At 75.3% G+C, this 18,163-nt stretch carries 10 protein-coding genes; 2 read left to right on the top strand and 8 right to left on the bottom strand.

Annotation, left to right across the window (positions count from 1 at the left end):
- The 7 genes from BLR33_RS25640 to BLR33_RS25610 all read right to left on the bottom strand — a co-directional run bounded on the left by BLR33_RS25640 (window position 1) and on the right by BLR33_RS25610 (window position 10,828).
- Window positions 1-2,841 carry a type 2 lanthipeptide synthetase LanM gene (locus BLR33_RS25640; RefSeq protein ID WP_093786963.1) on the bottom strand — a complete coding sequence of 947 codons (2,841 nt, stop codon included), beginning with the start codon at window positions 2,839-2,841 and terminating at the stop codon, window positions 1-3.
- Complete coding sequence (locus tag BLR33_RS25635) at window positions 2,838-5,051, bottom strand: ATP-binding cassette domain-containing protein (protein WP_093786962.1); 2,214 nt, start codon at window positions 5,049-5,051, stop codon at window positions 2,838-2,840. Before BLR33_RS25635 ends, BLR33_RS25640 begins: the two co-directional genes overlap by 4 nt.
- The gene (locus BLR33_RS25630; protein ID WP_093786961.1) at window positions 5,048-7,444 is read right to left on the bottom strand and encodes an ATP-binding cassette domain-containing protein; all 2,397 of its coding nucleotides are present in this window, start codon (window positions 7,442-7,444) and stop codon (window positions 5,048-5,050) included. Before BLR33_RS25630 ends, BLR33_RS25635 begins: the two co-directional genes overlap by 4 nt.
- Entirely contained in the window at window positions 7,444-8,499 is a 1,056-nt protein-coding gene (locus BLR33_RS25625; RefSeq protein WP_093786960.1) for an acetyl-CoA carboxylase biotin carboxyl carrier protein subunit, read from the bottom strand. The genes BLR33_RS25630 and BLR33_RS25625 overlap by 1 nt, the downstream gene beginning before the upstream one ends.
- Window position 8,500: 1 nt before the next feature.
- Window positions 8,501-9,976: a cytochrome P450 gene (locus tag BLR33_RS25620; protein ID WP_093786959.1), complete on the bottom strand. Its 1,476-nt coding sequence runs from the start codon at window positions 9,974-9,976 to the stop codon at window positions 8,501-8,503.
- A gap of 71 nt (window positions 9,977-10,047) precedes the next feature.
- The gene (locus BLR33_RS25615; protein WP_093786958.1) at window positions 10,048-10,335 is read right to left on the bottom strand and encodes a hypothetical protein; all 288 of its coding nucleotides are present in this window, start codon (window positions 10,333-10,335) and stop codon (window positions 10,048-10,050) included.
- Window positions 10,336-10,525: 190 nt separating this feature from the next.
- The gene (locus BLR33_RS25610; protein WP_093786957.1) at window positions 10,526-10,828 is read right to left on the bottom strand and encodes a hypothetical protein; all 303 of its coding nucleotides are present in this window, start codon (window positions 10,826-10,828) and stop codon (window positions 10,526-10,528) included.
- Between the two features lie 328 nt (window positions 10,829-11,156).
- Here BLR33_RS25610 and BLR33_RS25605 point away from each other — a divergent pair, with 328 nt between their 5' ends.
- Window positions 11,157-14,315 (top strand): type 2 lanthipeptide synthetase LanM family protein, encoded by a 3,159-nt coding sequence (locus BLR33_RS25605; RefSeq protein WP_093786956.1) that lies wholly within the window; start codon window positions 11,157-11,159, stop codon window positions 14,313-14,315.
- Between the two features lie 206 nt (window positions 14,316-14,521).
- A complete protein-coding gene (locus BLR33_RS25600; RefSeq protein WP_093786955.1) occupies window positions 14,522-17,518 on the top strand; it encodes a helix-turn-helix transcriptional regulator in 2,997 nt (998 codons plus the stop codon).
- A 196-nt stretch (window positions 17,519-17,714) separates the two neighbouring features.
- Here BLR33_RS25600 and BLR33_RS25595 read toward each other — a convergent pair whose 3' ends face one another.
- Entirely contained in the window at window positions 17,715-17,987 is a 273-nt protein-coding gene (locus BLR33_RS25595; RefSeq protein WP_093786954.1) for a hypothetical protein, read from the bottom strand.
- Window positions 17,988-18,163: the final 176 nt, after the last annotated feature.

Raw genomic sequence — 18,163 nt, 5'->3', positions numbered from 1 at the left:
TCATCGGGTCGGGCCGAGCGTGGGTCCGCCCCGGCGCGTGTCATTCGGCGGTCCCGTCAACGGGCGGTGCCGGGTGGGCAGTTCGAGCAGGCTCACGGACGCGTAGGCGTGGCCCGCGCCACGCAGCAGGGCCAGCACGACGGCGGGGATGCCGTCGAACACCGACAGTTGGTGCTCGGGCGCCGCGCGCCGGTCGGGCAGGTAGCCGACGGAGTCGCCCCGCGCGCACAACTCCGCCGCCACCATGGAAAGCTGCCGTCGGGCCCGCCGCCGGTCGGCTTGCCCCGCGGTCTCGGAGCCGGCCACGACGGCGGCGAACTCGCTCTCGGCGAGGAGCCGCGTGCTGTCCAGATCCGCGAGCGCGGCGGAGGGCAGCAGCGCCGGTTCGCCCGGGCGTTCGGGGCCGCGCCAGGCGGCGAGGGCACCCGTGTCGGTACCGCACGGGCGGAAGTCCCCGAGCACCCGTGGTCCGGGCGCTTCGCCCGTGAGCAGGGCGGCTCGCCGGAGGGCGTGGGCGATGCCGGGGGCGGCCGTCGACGGGGACGGCCCGTCGGCCGCGTGCGCCGGGGGCCGGCCGGCCAGGTGGAAGGCGATCACGGCGGCGAGTTCGCGGGTGCGCGGGAGCCAGCAGTCGCGGTCGCCGGCGGCGGCGAGTTCGGCGGCGGCGACGAGGAGGCCGGACAGGCCCTCGGCCAGGTCGGGTCCGGCCGCACCCAGCACCTCGATGCCCAGGCTCGGGTCGCGGTGCAGGGCCACCCACCCGGGTCGGCCGTCCGCGTCCCGCAGTGCCCGCCGCCACACCCGGTCGAGCAGGCCGTCGGCGCGTGCCACGAGCGCGGCGGGCGGGACGGCCGGGCGGCGGACGGGGTGGGGCGGCACCGGGCGCCGGTTGCCGCTGTGTACGTCCACCAGGTGCTGGCAGGAGTAGAGCACGGCGAGATCGGCGCCGGGCCCGTCGGGCGCGTCGGCTCCCCCGTCCGTACGGCGCTGCGCGGTCGCCGACTCCCGCGCGAGGCGACGCAGGCGGCCGGGGAACGACCAGCCGCCCCGCGGCGCAAGCAGCCCGGGGACGCGGGCTCCCGTCGACGTGAGGACGTCCTCCTCGCCGACCACGTGCCTGTACAGCGGCACGTCGAGGCGCCGCAGGTCGTGGATCTCCGCTGCGGTCATCGCCCGTCTGGCGCTCTGCTCGGGCCCGCCGGCCGTGGCCCGGAAGAGGCGCGCGAGGACCGCCTCGCGCCGTCCGGCGTCGGTCAGTACGTTCGGCGAGCCGGCGGCGCGCATCAGCGTGTACGCGTCCCAGGTCCCGGACCACATCACCCGCACCACGGTCCCGGCGAAGGCGTGCGCGGCCCCGTCCTCGGCGAGCAGCCGTTCGGCCCGCGCGGCGAGCACTGACCCGGCCTCGCGGTAGCCCTCGGCGACCTCGTCGACGTGTTCCCGAGGATCGAGGGTCCGGGTGCCGGACCACGCCATGCTCTCCGGTTGCCAGGTCAACAGCCCGTCGCTGAGGCCGAGATCGCGCCCGGCGGCGGCGAGCCGGGGCACGCCAGGACGATAGGGCATCCGCTTGCGGTCGGCGGGACTGCACGAGCCGACGTCGACGGCCGGCTCGCCGGGGCCGAGGACCACCGGGGCGGTGACCAGTCCGGTCGGCATCACGGTGCCGTCGAGGAACGCGGCGACCGGGTCGCCGGACGGCGCGAACCGCGGATGCGCCAGCGTCTCCAGGTCCACGAGCACCGGCACGTCGCCGTGCGGCCGGATGTTGTCCTGCCACAGGTCGCGGCCCTGCAAGAGGGTGCAGATCCGGATGAGATGGCCCAAGCGGCGTGCGTAGGAGGGGAGTTCGGCGGGATCAGCGCACTCGGCGGTGGGGATGTACTCCTCCCACGCGTAGCCGTCACCGAGCACCAGACCCCTGCGGTGCGGGGGACGGCCGGGGAAGGCGTCCTCGATCTGCTCGAGCAGCGTGAAGTACGCCGCGGCGCACCGCAGATCGCGCGGCTTGTAGACGGCGCGGGCGCCGGAGGCAAAACGCAGGACGGCCACACTGCGGCCGTCGTCGTGCGGATCTCCGGCATCGCCCTGGACGTGCGCGAGCGCGCCGGGTGCCCGGCCGCCGAGGAGCTTCGCGCGCAGTCGGGGCAGGTCGCGGGCGAGCCGCAGCAGCATCTCCCGGGTGGCGGCGCGCCATTGGCGCACGGCGGTGCCCATCAGGTAGCCGAGAACCGGCAGCGACTCCAGCCGACGGCACCAGTCTCCGCGCGAACCGTCGATCTCGACCGGGCTCAGGAACCGCAGGTCGAAGTCGAGGCTGGGCCCGGCCACCACGCCCACCCGGTCGGTTCCCTGGGCCGCGAGGTCCGTCACGGCGCTGTCGGACACGTCGAGTTCCGTGCCCTGCGCGGCGAGACGGTCCAGGTCGCGCCGGAGCAGGGTCTCCAGCGCGTCGTGCAGGGTCCGTTGCGGCGCGCGCAGCCCCTGGTCTCCCACCGACTGCTCGGGCAGGGCGATCAGCAGCTCGCCCAGCTCGACGGCCCATCGGGGCGGTTCGACGATGCGCCCCGGGTCGAGGTCGGCGAGCGCGGCGAGCGGGTCGGCGCTGCCGAGCACCCCGGTGGCCAGCGCGGCGCGCACCTGGGGTGCATGCAGGTCGCGGGTGCCGGCCGCGGCCAGTGCCCACTGCTCCGCGCGCCGCCTGGTGCCGGCCGTGCCGGGCGTCGCGGCGGGTGAGCGCAGCCGGTCGTACGGTGTCGCGCCGGCGGTGGTGACCCGTATCAGCAGCTCGGCCACGTCGGGCGGGAGCGTGAGGCGCGCCGGGCGGTCCACCTCGGTCATGCGGTGCCTCCTGGCGGGGTGGCGACGGGTACAGGTACGGATGCGGGCCGGTGGGCACCGGAGCCGGGGCCGTCCGCAAGGGGCTGCGGGGCGGGTTCGGCGGCGGGTCCCGCGGCATGGACGAGGGTCGCGAAGACCGAGCACCCGGCCTGGAGCGTGGCGAAGTCGCCCGTGGCGACGACGCGGCCGGCGTCGAGGACCACGATGCGGTCGGCTGCGCGCAGCGTCTCGACCCGGTGGGTGACCACGACGCGGGTGACGCCGGTGGCGGCGACCCGGTCGAGCAGGGCCTTCTCAGTGGGGCCGTCGAGACCGCTGGTGGCCTCGTCCAGGACCAGCAGCCGGGGGTGACCGGCGAGCGCGCGGGCCATCAGCATCCGCTGGCGCTGACCGCCGGAGACCATGCGACTGCCGGTTCCGACCGGGGTGAACAGCCCCATCGGCATGGCCCGCACCTCCTGCGCGAGTCCGACGATGGCCAGCGCCCGCCAGATCTCGGCGTCGTCGACAGCCGGGCGACCGCCCGCGACGGTGGCACGGATATCGCCGCCCGCCGTGCTGGCGTCCTGGAGCACGGCGGCGAGCGAGCGCCGCACCGCGACCGCGTCCAGACCCTCCAGTTCCCTTCCGTCGAACCGGACTTCGCCCTGCGCGCACGGTGCGAGGCCGAGCATGGCGCGCACCAGGGTGGACTTGCCCGCACCGGAGGGACCCACCACCCCGACGAGTTCGCCCGCGCCGGCCGTCAGGTTCACCTCGTGCAACAACTCCGCGCCGTCAGGGGCGCGTACGGTCACGCCATGCAGCGACACGGTGCCCGGGGGATCGGGAACGGCGCCGGACGGCTCCTGTTCCAACCGGACCACCTCGAGGATCCGGTCGATCACGGGCACGGCCCCGTACGCGGCGGTGCCGAGGGTACCGGCCTGGGCCACGGCCATCACGAACTGCGACAGCGCGATGTTCACGGCCAGCAGCCGGCCGGGGCCGAGGCCGCCGCCGAGCAGGTGCGGGCCCTCGAGCAGGAGGGCGTAGAGCACGGCGGGCAGGGTGCCGAGCAGCCCGGCGGTGGCCGACTGCCATCCTGCGGCGCGCAGGTCGGCACGCTTCTGCTCCGCGAAGACCGCCAGCCAGCGGCGGAAGGCGTGCTCCTCGCGGCCGGCGACACGGATCTTGTCCAGGCCGCGGATGATCTCCAGCAGGGTGCCGGACGCCCGTCCGTATGCGTCGAACACCTGCCGGTCGTGGTGGAGTTGACGACGGCCGAAGCGGGTGACGAGCAGCACCGCGAGGAGCACGGCGCCGATGGCGGGGATGCTCGCGAGCGGTTCGAGGACGGCGAGCACCACGAGGCTGGTCACGCCGAAGACGAGGTTGAGCGCGGCGGAGAGGGTGACCGTGCCCAGCATCCGGCGGATCGTGTCCACCCCGGCCAGCCGCACCACCAGGTCCCCGGCGGAGTATTCACCCAGCCGCCAGGCGCGGGCCCGCAGCAGCCGGTCCAGGATCGCCGGTCCCAGGACGGCCTCGGCGTAGGACTCCACCCGGGCGACGGCGAGGTTGCGCAGCAGCACCAGCCCGGCGTAGACGACCAGGCCGAAGCCGCTCAGGACGGCCAGTTCGCGGATGGCACCGGAACGGTGGCCGAGGACCGCCGTCAGCGCCAAGGACCCGGTCGTCGGCAGCAGCCCGCCGAGCAGGGCGGCGGCGATGCCGGCCGTGGTCAGGTACCGGAGGTCGCCGCGGCGCCGGGCATGACCGAGGACGTCGCGCAGTCGGCCGGTCGGCAGCGGCACGGTGACCTCGAACGCCCACGGGGCGAGGTCAGCGGCCGTGGCGTCGTCCCAGTCGGAGAACTCGCCGAACTCCGGATCCACCAGGCGGTATCCGCGCCGCCCGCCGGGCAGCAGCGCCACGGGGGCGCCGTCCTTCCAGAAGCCGAGCAGCGGGTGCAGGCCGTCGCGGCGCCGGTCCGCGCCGAGGCGGACCGGACGCCCGCGCAGGCCGTACTGCTCCAAGCGCTGCGCCGCGGCGTCCGCCGCGGCCCCGGGCTGCCCGGTGGACGTGGACGGCGGCGCGGGGGAGACGCCGAGGTGTGCCGCGAGCAGGCGGCAGCAGTCGTCGAGCGGGGCCGCGGAGGAGGCCGCCACGGCCCCGGCGGCGGTGAACAGGTCGAGGGGGGCGAAGAGTCCGGCCGTGTCGGTGTTCATCGCACCCCCACCTCGGTCCGGTCCGCGTCGCCCTCGGCGGCTCCGCGGCGCTCCTCGTGTGCGCCGGGGGAACCGGGGCCGGTCCGCTTCGGGCCAGGGGTGGTGGCCCTCCCCGGGGCGGGTGCGAGGTCGGCGATCGCGGGGCCTGAGGTGCCGGGGTCGCCGCCGACCCGGGGGGCGCCGGGCGCGGCGGCGGGGCCATCCGGCGCGGCAGACCCCGAGCCGCCATTGTCCGGGCCGCCACCGTCCAGGTCGCCGGCCGGCGGCTGCGCCTCCCTCAGCGTGCCACCGCGCACGACCACCTCCCTGTCGCAGACGTCCACCGCCGAGCGGCGGTGCGCGAGCATGATCACCGTCACCCCGCGGCGGCGCAGCCGGGCGAACAACTCCCGCTCCACCGCGCGGTCGAGAGCGCCGGTGGCCTCGTCGAGGATCAAGATCGAAGGGTCGGTGAGGAGGGCGCGGGCGACCTCCAGCCGCTGCCGCTCACCGCCGCTGAAGTTGTCCCCGCCCTCGGTCACGACGGCGGCGTGCGGACCGCCACGGCGGGCGATCACCTCGTCGAGGCAGGCGTCGTGCAGCGCGCGGTCGAGGGCCCCGGGGGCGGTGTCGTCGTCCCACAGCGTGAGGTTGTCGGCGACGGTGCCCGCGAACAGCTCGATGTTCTGGTCGACCCAGGCGACGCTGCGCACGAGCACGCCGCGCGGCCAGCTGCGCGCCGGCCGGCCGTCCAACAGCACCTGTCCGTCCTGGGGTTGGAGCACGCCCGCCAGCAGCCGGGCCAGACTCGTCTTGCCCGCGCCGGTCGGGCCGGTCACGGCCAGCCACTCCCCCGCGCGGACGGTCAGGTCCACGTCGCGCAGGGCGGGCCGGGCGGGGGTGTACCCGGCCGTCACACCCTCCAGCCGCAGGTGTCCAGCGAGCCGTTCCCCGGTGTCCTCACCCACCTCACGGACCGCGCCCACGTCGCTCCGTTCACCCAACAGGTCATCCAGGACATCGAGTTGGGTACGTAGCCCCGGGATCTGGAGCAGTCCGAGCACGACCGCGGACGCCGCGGCGACGAAGGACCCGGTCAGGCTCTGGATGGCGAAGAGGGAGCCGAAGGTCATGTGCGTCGCCAGGATCCGGGGCGCGGAGACGAGGGCCACCGCGCCCGCTGCACCGACCGCGAGGACCGCGGCGGCGCTGTTGATGCCCTGCTGCTGCCGGGTGTGCAGCGCGCTCGCGCGGACCGCGACGGCGTGCCGCGAGGTCCAGTAGCCGGCCACCTCGGCCTCCCCGCCACTTCCCTTGACCGCGTCGATCGACCGCATCACGGCGAAGCCGACGGCGTCGCGGCGCATGGTGAGCCGCTGTTCGATCACGGCTGCGGCCGCCTGCCGGTGCCAGCTGAACACCGGGATCGCGACGGCGAGCAGGCCCAGGCCGACCGCGGTCAGACCGACCACCCGGTCCTCGTGCACCATCACCACGCCGATCAGGGCCGCGTTGACCACGGCGGCGAGTCCCGGCACGACCTGGTAGATCAGGCCCTGCGCGAAGGCGTCCGCGGACTGCACACGACTGGCCATCGCCCCCGGCTCGCGGCGCAGCAGCGCGGCACCCTCGATGTGCAGCAGCCGCCACACCAAGTCGACCGACAGCGTCAGCGACTGCCGGATCTGGAACCTGCCGAGTATCTGGTTGAGCGCGGCGGCCACTCCCCCGGCCAGCACGCCCGTCGCCAACAGCGCCGCGCCGAATTGCAGTTGTCCGGCCGAGCCGCCGGCCAGCAGCGCGCCGGCCAGCAGCTTCAGCACCATCGCGAGCGCCAGTCCGGCCGCGCACGCCACCAGGCTGAGCAGGACCGCGACGAGCACCCCGGTCCACTGCCCGGCGAGCAGCCCGGCGATCCGGCGCAGTGTGCCGGCCCGCGCGCCGCCGGGCCGGAAGTGCGGGCCCGGTTCGGCGACCAGCACGATGCCGCTCAGGTCGGGGGCGAGGTCGGCGACCGGTCGGCGGTGCCGGCCGAGCGCGGGGTCGACCAGGGTCGCCGTGCCGCCGGACACGCGCTCCAGCACCATGAAATGACGGTCCCTCAGGTGAACGATGACCGGCAGCGGGAGGTCGGCAAGGCCGGTGACCTCCGCACGGCCGTCGCGCCACGTGGTGGTCACCCGCACGGCCCGTGCGGCGAGACCGTATCCGCGCGCGGCGCGCACCAGCGTGAGCGCGTCCACGCCGTCCCGTGACGCGCCGGTCGCCTCCCGCAGTTCACGCAGCGGGACCCGGCGGCCGTGGCAGGCGAGCACGGACGCCAGGCACGCGGGAGCGCAGTCCGTCTCCTCGGTCTGCGGCACGTACGGCACACGGCGGACGCGGCGGCCGAGCGCGAGGGGCGCAGAGCGCATCAGTGGCCCCCCACCAGCGCGTCGATCGGCCGTACGGACCCGGTGCGCACGTCGGCGACCAGCGGGATGAGCGCGGGGACCTCGGAGGACTCCTGACCGCTCAGCGCCAGGTGCGCGGAGCCGGTCACGCCGAGGGCCCGCATCGACACGGTGACCAGCCGGTACGGTCCGTCACCGGACACGGCGAGCCGAGCGGGCAGGCCGCCGAGCATGCGGCTGATCTCGCTCCCGGTCATCGGATAGCTCCCGATGCCGCGGACCGTGCCGTCCACGGTGACCACGGAGTCGCCCGAGGACAGCCGCGCGGTCACGGAGGAACCGGCGGCAGCCGGGTAGCCCCGGTCGGCCCTGACGAAGAGCCAGCCGGTGAGGCCGCCGTCGCTGAGGTCGACCGACACGACCGGCGTCCCCGGCGCCACCGCCGTGCCGGGCGCGGACACCACGCCGAGCACTGTGCCCTCGGCGGTCGCCGTGACGGGGCTGCGGCGCCCGGACGCGGTCTGCACGACGGCGACCTTCTCGCCGCGCCGCACCGCCTGTCCGGGCCGCACCGCGACACTGACAACGGTTCCGGCGGCGGGCGCGGGCACCGGGCTCGGGCCGTCGCCGTGCACGAGGACGCCGGTGAGGTGCACGGAGCTGGGCACGGTTCCGAACACCGACCAGCTCACCAGGCCGAACAGCGCGACCAGGATCATGCTCAGGGCCAGGGCGTAGCCGCTCGGCACCAGCCGGATCCGTTCCCCGGCGGTGCGGGCGGCGAGGGCGAGGCGTCTGTCCGCCGCGGCGTCGGTGTCGTCGTCCAGGTCTTCGTCCGGGTCGCCGGCGAGGTCCTGGCCTGTGTGCGGGTCCGGTTCGGAACGGAGGGCGCCGTCGACCCCGTCCGCGGCGGTTACGGGGCGCTCGGCACCGTCGGTCGCGTCGGAGCGGCGGGGCGGCGGCTCCGCCCGTCCTGCCGGTCGTCCGGGCGCCAGGACCCGCCCGGACCGGGCATCGTCCGGCGCGGGTGGGAGGACGGGCAGCCCCTTCTCGGCCGTATCGGCCGTATCGGCCATATCAGGCACTCCGTTCGCGGGTAAAGGGGTCAGCGGCGTGCGGGACCGGGCGTACGGGGAGGTACGCGTAGCCGTTCACAGGGACGTGCCGGTGCGGCCTCGCTCCAGGGAGCAGGTCCACCCGGGCGCAGCGGGCGGCAAGATGGCGCAACACAGCCGCCCCGACGAGATCTGCGTGATGGCGGCCGAGGCAGACGTGCTTGCCGTGCCCGTAGGCCAGCGCGCCGTCCTGCCGGGCCCGGGGGCCCGGTGCTCCGGGCGGGCCCGGGGCGCGCTCGGCGTCCTCGGCGACCGCGGCGGCCAGCAGGACGACGGCGGTCCCGCCGAGGGCCAGTCGGCTGCCGCCGATGGTGACGGGGCAGCCGGCCCGCCGGGCCAGCATGCGCAGCGGCGGTTCTGTGCGCAGGGCGGCGCGGAACGCGTCGAGGGCGGTGGCCGGTCGCGCGCGCACGGCCGCGAGCCACGCCGGGTCCGCGGCGACCACACGTACGGCCTGCACCAGGGCCTGGCTCAGCGTCTCCAGACCATTGACGAGGAGCAGCACGAACAGCCCCACGGCTTCGTGCGGTCGGATGTTTCCCGCGCGCGAGGCCGCCGCGATCGCATGGAGCGGGCCGTCGGCCGCCTCGGCGATAGCGCGCTCGGCGTACCCGCGCAGTCGGGCCGTCCCGGCCACGGCGGCCCGCTCGACGTCGGGTGCCACGCCGCCGGTCTGCTGTGGGCTGAGCTGGTCGCGCAACAGCCGCGCCCACGACATGAGTTGCGGCTCGTCCTCGACGGGCAGCCCCATCGTCGTGCGGGCCAGCCGGATCGGCAGCGGGTCCGCGAAGGCCGCGACGAGGTCGAACCCGGCCGGTGCCGGCTCGTGTTCGGCGGCCACAGGGCCGGACGCGCCTTCGGATCCGGATTCGGTCGCGCCCGCCGCGGAAACGGAGCCGGAGCCCGCCGACACGGCCTCGTCCCAGGTCCGCTCGACAAGCGCGGTGATCGCGGGTTCCGTCGCCTGCGCCGCTCCAAGTGAGAAGTACGGCGCGACCACCTGGCGCAGCCGCGCGTGCGACGCGCCGTCCTGAAGGCTGAACATGGCGTGGTAGAGCGCGTCGATCTCGCCGACGGGGCTGACCCGTACGGCGGGCACGGCGGGTTCGTCGGAGCCGACGAGCAGCCGCGGGTCCGCGAGCAGCGCCCGCGCCTCGCGCGCTGCGGTGACCACGGTCAGACCGGGCGCGACGGCCACCACCGGTGCGATGCGGGCCAGTTCGGCGGGCGTGCGGTGGAAGGTCCCGCCCACCGGGGCGCGGTCTCCCCGCAACCGTGCCATGATCTCGCCGACCGCGTGCCGCCGTTCGGCGTCGTCACCCGGAACGACCGTGTTGGCCGCGGCGGCAGGGCCGACAGCCGCACCCGCACCACCGTCCGTACCCGCCCCGTCCCTCGAACTCGCCCGGCTGCCTTCGGTGTTCGCCGTGCCCGCCATCGATCACTCCTAACTGCGCGTGAGGTGGTCGGACGCGGGGCGGCCCACGTCCGACCGTGATGTGCCGCCGGTCAGCAGGCCGTCATGACACAGCCGATGCAGGCGATGGTCGTCGCCGAGCTGCAGCAGGCGGGCGCGAGACCGCCGACCGCGCTGAGCAGGCCCAGCGCCTCGTCGTCGATCTCCTCCACCGGAGCAGCCGGCACCTCCAGCGGCTCCGCCGACACGATGCCGCGCTCAGCGAGCACCGCCAGCGGCTCGGCCGCGTAGCGCGCCGCGAGGTCGCCGTCGTTCCACACATCGGCCACCAGTGCGCCGAACCGGCGCCGTTCCTCGGAAGTGAGTCGGACTTCGCTCATCGCGCATCCCATCTGTGGCGGGGACGCCCGGACCGCGCTCGGTCCGGGCAGGGGGAGGACCGGCACACACAGCGAGCGGTGATCCGTGTCCTACGAACCCGTGCCGCCCTGGGCGTCGGGGTTCCGGGGCCCGGGGGTCGGACGGGGAGCACAGGGGCTCCCCGTCCGACCCCCGGCGCAGCGATGTGACTCAGCAGTTGCCGCAGCCGAAAGTGCTCGCCGTGCAGCCGGGGCACGAGACGGAGCTCGCCGACCCGCAGCAGGCGGGCGCGAGACCGCCGACCGCGCTGAGCAGGCCCAGCGCCTCGTCGTCGATCTCCTCCACCGGCGCAGCCGGCACCTCCAGCGGCTCCGCCGACACGATGCCGTGCTCGGCCAGGACGACCAGCGGCTCGGAGGCGTAGCGCGCCGCGAGGTCGCTGTCGCTCCACACCTGCGCCACCAGGGCACCGAACCGGCGCCGTTCCTCCGAACTCAGTTGAACCTCGCTCATCGCACATCCCATCTGTGACAAGAGGAGCCCGGACCGCATGGTCCGAGCGGGGAAAACGGTCTCCCGCGCGCCCATCCCCCGGGGCGTGCCCGCGCCGTCCTCGGCAGGGCGTTCCGGGGCGGCGCCGGGCTCCGGCCGACCGCCTCCGTGCTCGGCCGCACCGAGACCGTCGTCGGGGTGCTCCGAGCATCGGCCGCCGCGCACCGGCTTCCTATGGGGACCGGCCCCCGTATTCCGCCGCGCCGGCCGGCCGCGGGCCCCGCTCCCGCCGGAATATGGGGGCCGGCCCCCATAGGAAGCGCGGGCCGCCAGTGGCACGATCGCGGGCATGATGGATCCGCAGACCTGGTGGGTCGGCGGCGTGGCTCTCGCCGAGCGTCTGCCGCCACCTCCGACGCCCGCCGGCACCGCCGACCCGGCCCGGACGTGGCAGTCCGCGTACTCCTCGCCCGCGCTGCTGCGGACCCGGCTGGCGGACACCGGGCTGGACGAGGAGGGGCTGAGCGCCCTGCTCGCCGAGGAGCCCGCGGCCCTGGCCGGCAGGATCGGCAGGCCCGCGTGGGTCGCCACGGTCGAGGACGCGCTGGCGCGGGCTCCGCTCGACCCGCCGTTGCCTGCCGTCGGCTCCTGGTCGGCGGGCTTCGCCGCGGTGCTCGCGCCGTTCACCGAGGCGGCGGCCGAGCGGCTGCTGATGACCATCGGCCGGCGCGGTACCGACGGGCCGGCCGACCTGGCGGCGGTCAGGGACTGTTTCACCGACCGGTTGGGCAGGGCGCTGGTGCAGCTCGCCCGCCGGACCCTGGTGCTGGAACTCAACGTCCTCCGGGAACGCGGGCAGTTGCGCGGCGACACTGCGGAACTGCGGTTCTGCGACTTCGTCCGACAGGCTTCCGCGCGGTCCGCGCTGCGCGCCCTGGTCACCGAGTACCCGGTCCTGGCCAGGCTGCTGGCGCAGTGCTGCGACCAGGCCGTGAACGCGTGGAACGAGTTGCTCGGGCGTTTCGCCGACGACCGGGCCGACGTGGTCGAAAAGCTCCTCGCCGGCGTCGACCCCGGCCGGCTGGTCCAGGTGGACACAAGCGCCGGCGACCGGCACCAAGGCGGCCGGGCGGTCGCCGTACTGTCCTTCGAGCACGGCGCCAAAGTCGTGTTCAAGCCCCGCCCGCTGAGCGTGCACGAGCACTTCAACGACGCCTGCGGCTGGCTCAACTCCCACCTGGCCGGCCTGGACCTGCGCCGTCTGGCCGTTCTCGGCCGACCGGGCTACGGCTGGGTGGAGTACGCCCCAGCCGCACCGTGCGCGGGCCCGGCCGACGTGCAGCGCTTCTACTGGCGGCTCGGCGCGTTGCTGGCGCTGATCCACGCGCTCGGCGCCACCGACATGCACTTCGAGAACCTGGTCGCCAGCGCGGACCAGCCCGTCCTGGTGGACCTGGAGACGCTCTTCCATCCCGAACTGCACCGGCACGCCTGCGCGGACCCGGCGCAGGCGGCGCTGACGGCGTCGGTCGCGCGGACCGCGCTCCTGCCGCTCTTCCTGGTCGGCGAACACGGCGCGTTGGACATCTCCGGCCTCGGCGGCGACCGGGACACCCCGCTGCCTGAGGAGGTGACCGGCTGGTCGGCACCGGGAACGGACACCATGCGCCTGGTCAGGACCGTCGGGATGTTCCGCGGCTCGGCGAACCGGCCCCGGCTGCGCGACGCGGAAGCCGATCCCTCGCTCCACGTGGAGCCGCTGGTCGCCGGCTTCCGGGCGGGCTACGACGCGATCGCCGGACACCGTACGGAACTGATCGGCCCCGGCGGCCTGCTCGCCCGCTTCACGCGGGACGTGACGCGGGCGGTACTACGCCCCACCCGCTGGTACGCGAACCTGCTGGACGAGTCCACCCATCCGGACGTACTGCGCGAAGCCCTGGACCGGGAGCGGCTCTTCGACGTGCTGTGGCGCGACTCGGCCGGCGGCCAGGGGCTGCGCACCCTGTCGGGCGCCGAACTGGCCGAACTGTGGGCGGGTGACGTACCCGTGGCCGTCTGCTCCCCCGGGGCGACGGACCTGGCGATCGGCCCGTTGACGGTCGACGGCCTGGTCGCCGAGTGCGGCCTGGCCCGTGCCGAGCACCGCGTCGCCATGATGGGCGACACGGATCGCTTCGACCAGGAGTGGGTGATCCGCGCGACACTTGCGACCCGCCGCCGCGGCAACGGACCGCGCACCTCCGCCGCGCCGCCCGGCCAGCCTGCCGCCACCGTGCCCGACGCCGAACGGATGCTCTTCGCCGCCTGCGGCATCGCCGACCGCATCCTGGCCCGCGCGCAGGACGACGGCCGACGCGTCAACTGGCTGTGCCTGGAGCCCCTGGACGACCGGATCTGGGCGGTCCGGCCACAGGGCGCGGGGCTGCCCCACGGCTACTGCGGCACGGCGCTCTTCCTGGCGCAGCTCGCCGACCTCACCGGCACCGAGCGGTACACCTCGGTCGCGCGACGCGCGCTGGCCCCGCTGCCGGATCTGCTCGCCTCGCTGGCCGGCCGGCCGGCCGACCTGCACGCCGTCGGCGCGGGCTTCGCGGGCCTGGGCGGCATCGCCTACGCGCTCACCCTGCTCGCCGGCCTGCTGGACGACACGGAGGTGGCCGGCTGGGCCGCCACGGCCGTGGACCTGGCCGCCGCGGCCACGGCCGCGGCCGGCGCCGACGCGCAGCCCGGGGTCCTCGACGGCGACGCCGGCTGCCTGGCGGCGATGCTCGCCGTACAGCAGGCCACGGGGTCGGCGACGGCCGCCCGCACCGCCCGGGCCTGCGCCGACCGGCTCGCCGCCCAGGCACCCGGGGGCCTGCCTGCCGGCGGCTTCAGCACCGGGGCCGCCGGCGTGGGGTGGGCGCTGCTGCGGTTCGCCGCGGCCGGCGGCGGCCCCGGGCACGCTTCAGCCGGCCTGGCGACGCTGCGCACCGCGGCGGCCCGGTGCGCGACGGCCCCGGTCGGGACCGGCTGGTGCGACGAAGCGTCAGGCGCCGCGCTGGCGATCGCCGACAGCGGGCCCGCGGCGGACGTCCCCGAGTTGACCGGGCTGCTGAATGACGTGGTCGAGCGGTCCGCCGCTCCGACCGCGGGCGACCACAGCCTGTGCCACGGAGAGGCCGGCGCCCTCGACCTGCTTCTCGCCGCGACCGGCCCGGGCAGCGCGGGCCCCGGCGCGGCCCTGCCCCGCGCTGCCGCGCTACTGTCCGCACTGGACCGGTTCGGTCCGCGCTGCGGGACGCCCGACTCGGTCAGCAGCCCGGGGCTGCTGACCGGTCTGGCCGGCATCGGGCACGAGTTGCTGCGGCTCGGCTTCGGGCCCCGTGTCCCCTCGGTACTGCTGTTGCAGTCGCCGGCCCCGCATCCGCCCACCCCGACCCCGAGAAGGAGAACGTCCGATGAGCGACAACCCCCTCGTCAACGCCTGGAAGAACCCGGCCGCCCGCGACGGGGCCGCCTCTGACCACCCTGCCGGAAGCATCCGGCTGGGCACCGGTGCGGTCGTCGGCCGTCGTGCCCAGCTGCTGGCCGGCCTGGCCACGACGGGAGAGGACCCCGACCAATTCCCTACTTACTCCTTTACATTCACCTCCTGGGGCCAAGCGGGCGCATACTGACGAACTCTCCTCACCCCTGGTAGATAGTCAGAACCGGAGCTATCCTCCGCTGGTGCTCATAACATCACCAACGGTGATCGGGCGCGGCGCCGAACTCGCCGTGCTCGACGCGAGTCTCGCCGGTGTTCGTGAAGGGGACGGCCGGGCGGTGTTCCTGCTCGGCGAGGCGGGGATCGGCAAGTCGCGGCTGGCCGCGGAGTGCGCGTTCCGCGCGTTCACCAGCGGCCTGGCGGTGCTGCGCGGCAGGCCGGGCGCCACCGGCGGCGGCGCAGCGCCGTTCCGCCCGATCGCGGAGGCACTGCTGTCGTTCGTCCGGCTCGGAGGTCTCCCCGAGGACCCCGGACTCGCCCCGTACCGCTCGGCGCTGGGCGGCCTGCTGCCCGAGTGGCGCACCGCCGGGTACACGGGCGCGCCGGCCTCGCCCGTGGAGACGGCCGAGGCGACGCTGCGGCTGCTGGCCACCATCGGCCGCGACCTGACACAGCACCGGCACCCCGGCTGTCTGCTGCTTCTTGAGGACCTGCACGACACCGACACCGAGACGCTCGCCGCCATCGAGTACCTGTGCGACAACATCCGGGGCCAGCCGATCGTCCTGCTGGCCACCCTCCGCCCGGAGCACGGGCCGGCCGAGCAATTGGCCCGGCAGCTCGCCCAGCGCCGGTCCGCGGTCCTCAGCGAACCGCGCCCGCTGACCGGCGAGGAGGTCCGGATGATGGCCGAAGCGGCGCTGGCGGCCGCCGGACCGCCGCCCCACGGCACAGCCGTCCTGCTGCCCCAGGAGGTGACCGACCGGCTGGCCAGGGACGCCGACGGCAATCCGTTCGTCGTCGAGGAACTGCTCAGCGGCATGATCGCCGCCGATGTACTGCGCCGCGGGCCCGACGGCGCCTGGCACGTCACCGGCGACCTGGACATCGATGTCCCGCGCACGGTGGTGCACAGCGTCACCCAGCGCGCCGCCCGGCTCAGCCCGGACGGACGGGCGCTGCTCACCAGCGCCGCCGTTCTCGGCCGGCGCTTCTCGCTGGCCGTCTTGCAGGCGGTCAGCGGGCTGCCGGACCGCGACCTGCTGGTGCACCTGCGGGCCGGCATGGACGCCCACCTCATCTCGCCCAGCCGTCCGGTGGGTGACTGGTACGAGTTCCGGCACGCGCTGACCGCGGAGGCCCTGGTCGCCGCGATCCTGCCCGCGGAACGCGCCGCCATCGCCGCCAGGGGTGCCGACGCGATCGAACGCGCGCACCCCGGGCTGCCCGGCGAGTGGTGTGTGCTCGTCGCCGCCCTGCGGCAGACGGCCGGCGACCCGAGCGCCGCAGCACTGCGCTTCGCGCAGGCCGGCCGGTCCGCGCTGGCCGGCGGCGCCGTCAACTCCGCCGTGTCACTGCTCGAACGGGCCCTCGACCTGCTGCCGGGTGCGGACCAGGCCGCCGAACGGGCGCCGCTGGTGGAGCAGTTGGTGTACACCCTGACCGAGAACGGCCAGCTCGACCGGGCGTGCGCGCTTGCCGACGAGTTGCCCGAAGCCGGTCCCGGCGCACTGGACGCGGTCCGGGCAGCCACCTTGCAGGCCCGTATTGCTTGGGCCGCCGTGACGGCCGCGCGGTTCGAGGACGCCGCGGGGCGGGTGCGCCAGGTCCGCCAACTGCTGCGGCTCGTGCCCGACGGCGCGCGGCCGTCCGCCGTGGCGGCGCTCGGACCGGCGGTGCAGATGGTCGAGGCCCATCTGATCCTCGCCGGGGTGCAGGACAGCGACGGCGACCGGACCGACGAGGCGGAGCGGCTGGCCCGCCAGGCCGCGGACGGCGCGGAGCGCGCCGGACTCCCCGAGATCGCTTGCCAGGCATGGCAGTTGCTCGCCGTGCTGGCCCGGCGGCACGGCTTCGAGCAGGCCGACTCGTACCTGGAGAAGTGCCTCGTGCTCGCCAACGAGCACCGGCTCACCACGTGGCAGCTCGACACCCTCATGTGGCTGGGCGTCAACGACTTCATGTGCACCGGCAGCTCCACCCGGCTGGAACGGGCCCACCGAGCGGCCCTGGGCCACGGCGCCCTGGCGCTGATGTACCGGGCCGAGGCCACCATGGCCATGCAACAGGTGCTGCGCGGCGACTACGCCGCGGCCCGGGAGCTGGCCGATCGTTGTGCCGAGGGCACCGCGCGGCTCAGGGACGCCGACAACCACCAGTTCGTCCTGCTCATCCGCGTGGCGCTGGCCGCGCACCAGGGGCAGCGCCGGCAGATGGAAAGGGAGCTGGCCGAGTTCCGCCGCTGGGGAGGCGAGCGGTCGCTGCAGTCCCCGCAGGCTTTCGGCAGCCGCGCCATCTGCGCGCTGCTGGAGGAGGACTGTGAGCAGGCGCTGCGCGAGCTGGACGAGGCTTTCGCCTGGGAGCAGGGGAACCCTTCCGTCCATTTCCTCAACGGCCGCTACGGGCTGCGTCCGCTGCTGCGGGCGCTGACCGGGCAAGCGGACCCCGAGGAGCACGCGGCGACCGTCGCCGACCCCTCCGCGGCGCTGCCGTGGAACCGGCAGTTCGAACGACTCGCGTTCGCGGTGCACGAGGGCAGGGCCGGACGCAGAGCGCAGGCCGAGGCCGCGGTGGCGCAGGCACAAGAGGCAGGCGAACCGTTCCTGATGGCCCGCCGGCTCGGCCAGCGGCTGGTGGCGCCGGTGGCCCTGGCCGACGGCTGGGGTGATCCGGTGGAATGGCTGCGCGACGCCGAGGAGTACTTCCACGGGGCGGGCGTGCCGGTCGTGGCCAACAGCTGCCGCGACCTGCTGCGCCGGGCGGGCGCGACCGTCCGGCAGCGGCGCCACGGGACTCCGGGCGTTCCGGCCCGGCTGCGTCTACAGGGCCTGACCGCACGTGAGTACGAGGTGTTCTTGCTGCTCGCGCCGCGCCTGGGAAACCAGGAGATCGCCGAGCGGCTGTACATCTCCCCGCGGACGGTCGAGAAGCACGTGGCCAAGCTGCTCGCCAAGACCGGCCAGCCGCACCGGTCGGCCCTGTGCGACTACGCGACCGAGCTGATCGCCCAACCCGGCTGACCCGGCGGGCGCACCGGAAAGGCGAACGCGCCACGCAACGCCCGGTCAGACCCGCCCGGGCCCGGGCCACCGCTCACCCACCACGGCCCGCAGCCCCGCCCCCTCCACGAGCCCGCACGGCAGCCGCAGCCGGAAGTGCCGCTCGACCGAGCCCAGGGACAGCGCGGCCGCAGCGCGGTGTCGGGAGGCAGGTTCGTCAGCCAGTACGGCAGTTTGCGGTGTTCGCCGCCCGAATGGCGACACTGCCGCGAGACGCCGGTTGCAGCGCCTGCTGTACTGCGCCGCAGGTCCAGATGACCGGGGCGGGGCTCCCCTCCGCGTTGGTGCTGTCGCCGCCCACGTCGCCGTTGTCAGCGGTGGCTGAGGCGCCGGATTCGCCGTCCGGGACCAGCGGCGGCAGAGCGCGGATCGGGCCCGTGCCGGTCCAGATTTCGGCGGTTCCCGGCGGGGGTTCCGAGGTGTAGTCCATCGGTCCCTCGCCGGCGACGAGTCCGGTGGTGGGGCTGATGACGTGGAAGTAGCCGTTGGTGAAGTAGCCATGCAGGCCCGGGACTTCGGTGCCGTCCGCGGTGTGGGGGGCGTCCCAGTAAATCTCGTGGGAGCCGTCGTCCCAGGCCGAAGCCGCTTCCGACGGTGAGTTCGCGT

It is taken from the genome of Actinacidiphila guanduensis (genome assembly GCF_900103985.1).
Lineage (GTDB): Bacteria > Actinomycetota > Actinomycetes > Streptomycetales > Streptomycetaceae > Actinacidiphila > Actinacidiphila guanduensis.
Note: the sequence above shows the minus strand (reverse complement) of the source record. Positions and strands in the feature narration are given on the sequence as shown.

What these genes read in the sequence shown, in the direction of transcription:
- BLR33_RS25640 (WP_093786963.1), bottom strand. Translation starts at nt 2,841, where the DNA reads ATGACCGAGGTGGACCGCCCGGCGCGCCTCACGCTCCCGCCCGACGTG.
- BLR33_RS25635 (WP_093786962.1), bottom strand. Translation starts at nt 5,051, where the DNA reads ATGAACACCGACACGGCCGGACTCTTCGCCCCCCTCGACCTGTTCACC.
- BLR33_RS25630 (WP_093786961.1), bottom strand. Translation starts at nt 7,444, where the DNA reads ATGCGCTCTGCGCCCCTCGCGCTCGGCCGCCGCGTCCGCCGTGTGCCG.
- BLR33_RS25625 (WP_093786960.1), bottom strand. Translation starts at nt 8,499, where the DNA reads ATGGCCGATACGGCCGATACGGCCGAGAAGGGGCTGCCCGTCCTCCCA.
- BLR33_RS25620 (WP_093786959.1), bottom strand. Translation starts at nt 9,976, where the DNA reads ATGGCGGGCACGGCGAACACCGAAGGCAGCCGGGCGAGTTCGAGGGAC.
- BLR33_RS25615 (WP_093786958.1), bottom strand. Translation starts at nt 10,335, where the DNA reads ATGAGCGAAGTCCGACTCACTTCCGAGGAACGGCGCCGGTTCGGCGCA.
- BLR33_RS25610 (WP_093786957.1), bottom strand. Translation starts at nt 10,828, where the DNA reads ATGAGCGAGGTTCAACTGAGTTCGGAGGAACGGCGCCGGTTCGGTGCC.
- BLR33_RS25605 (WP_093786956.1), top strand. Translation starts at nt 11,157, where the DNA reads ATGATGGATCCGCAGACCTGGTGGGTCGGCGGCGTGGCTCTCGCCGAG.
- BLR33_RS25595 (WP_093786954.1), bottom strand. Translation starts at nt 17,987, where the DNA reads ATGGACTACACCTCGGAACCCCCGCCGGGAACCGCCGAAATCTGGACC.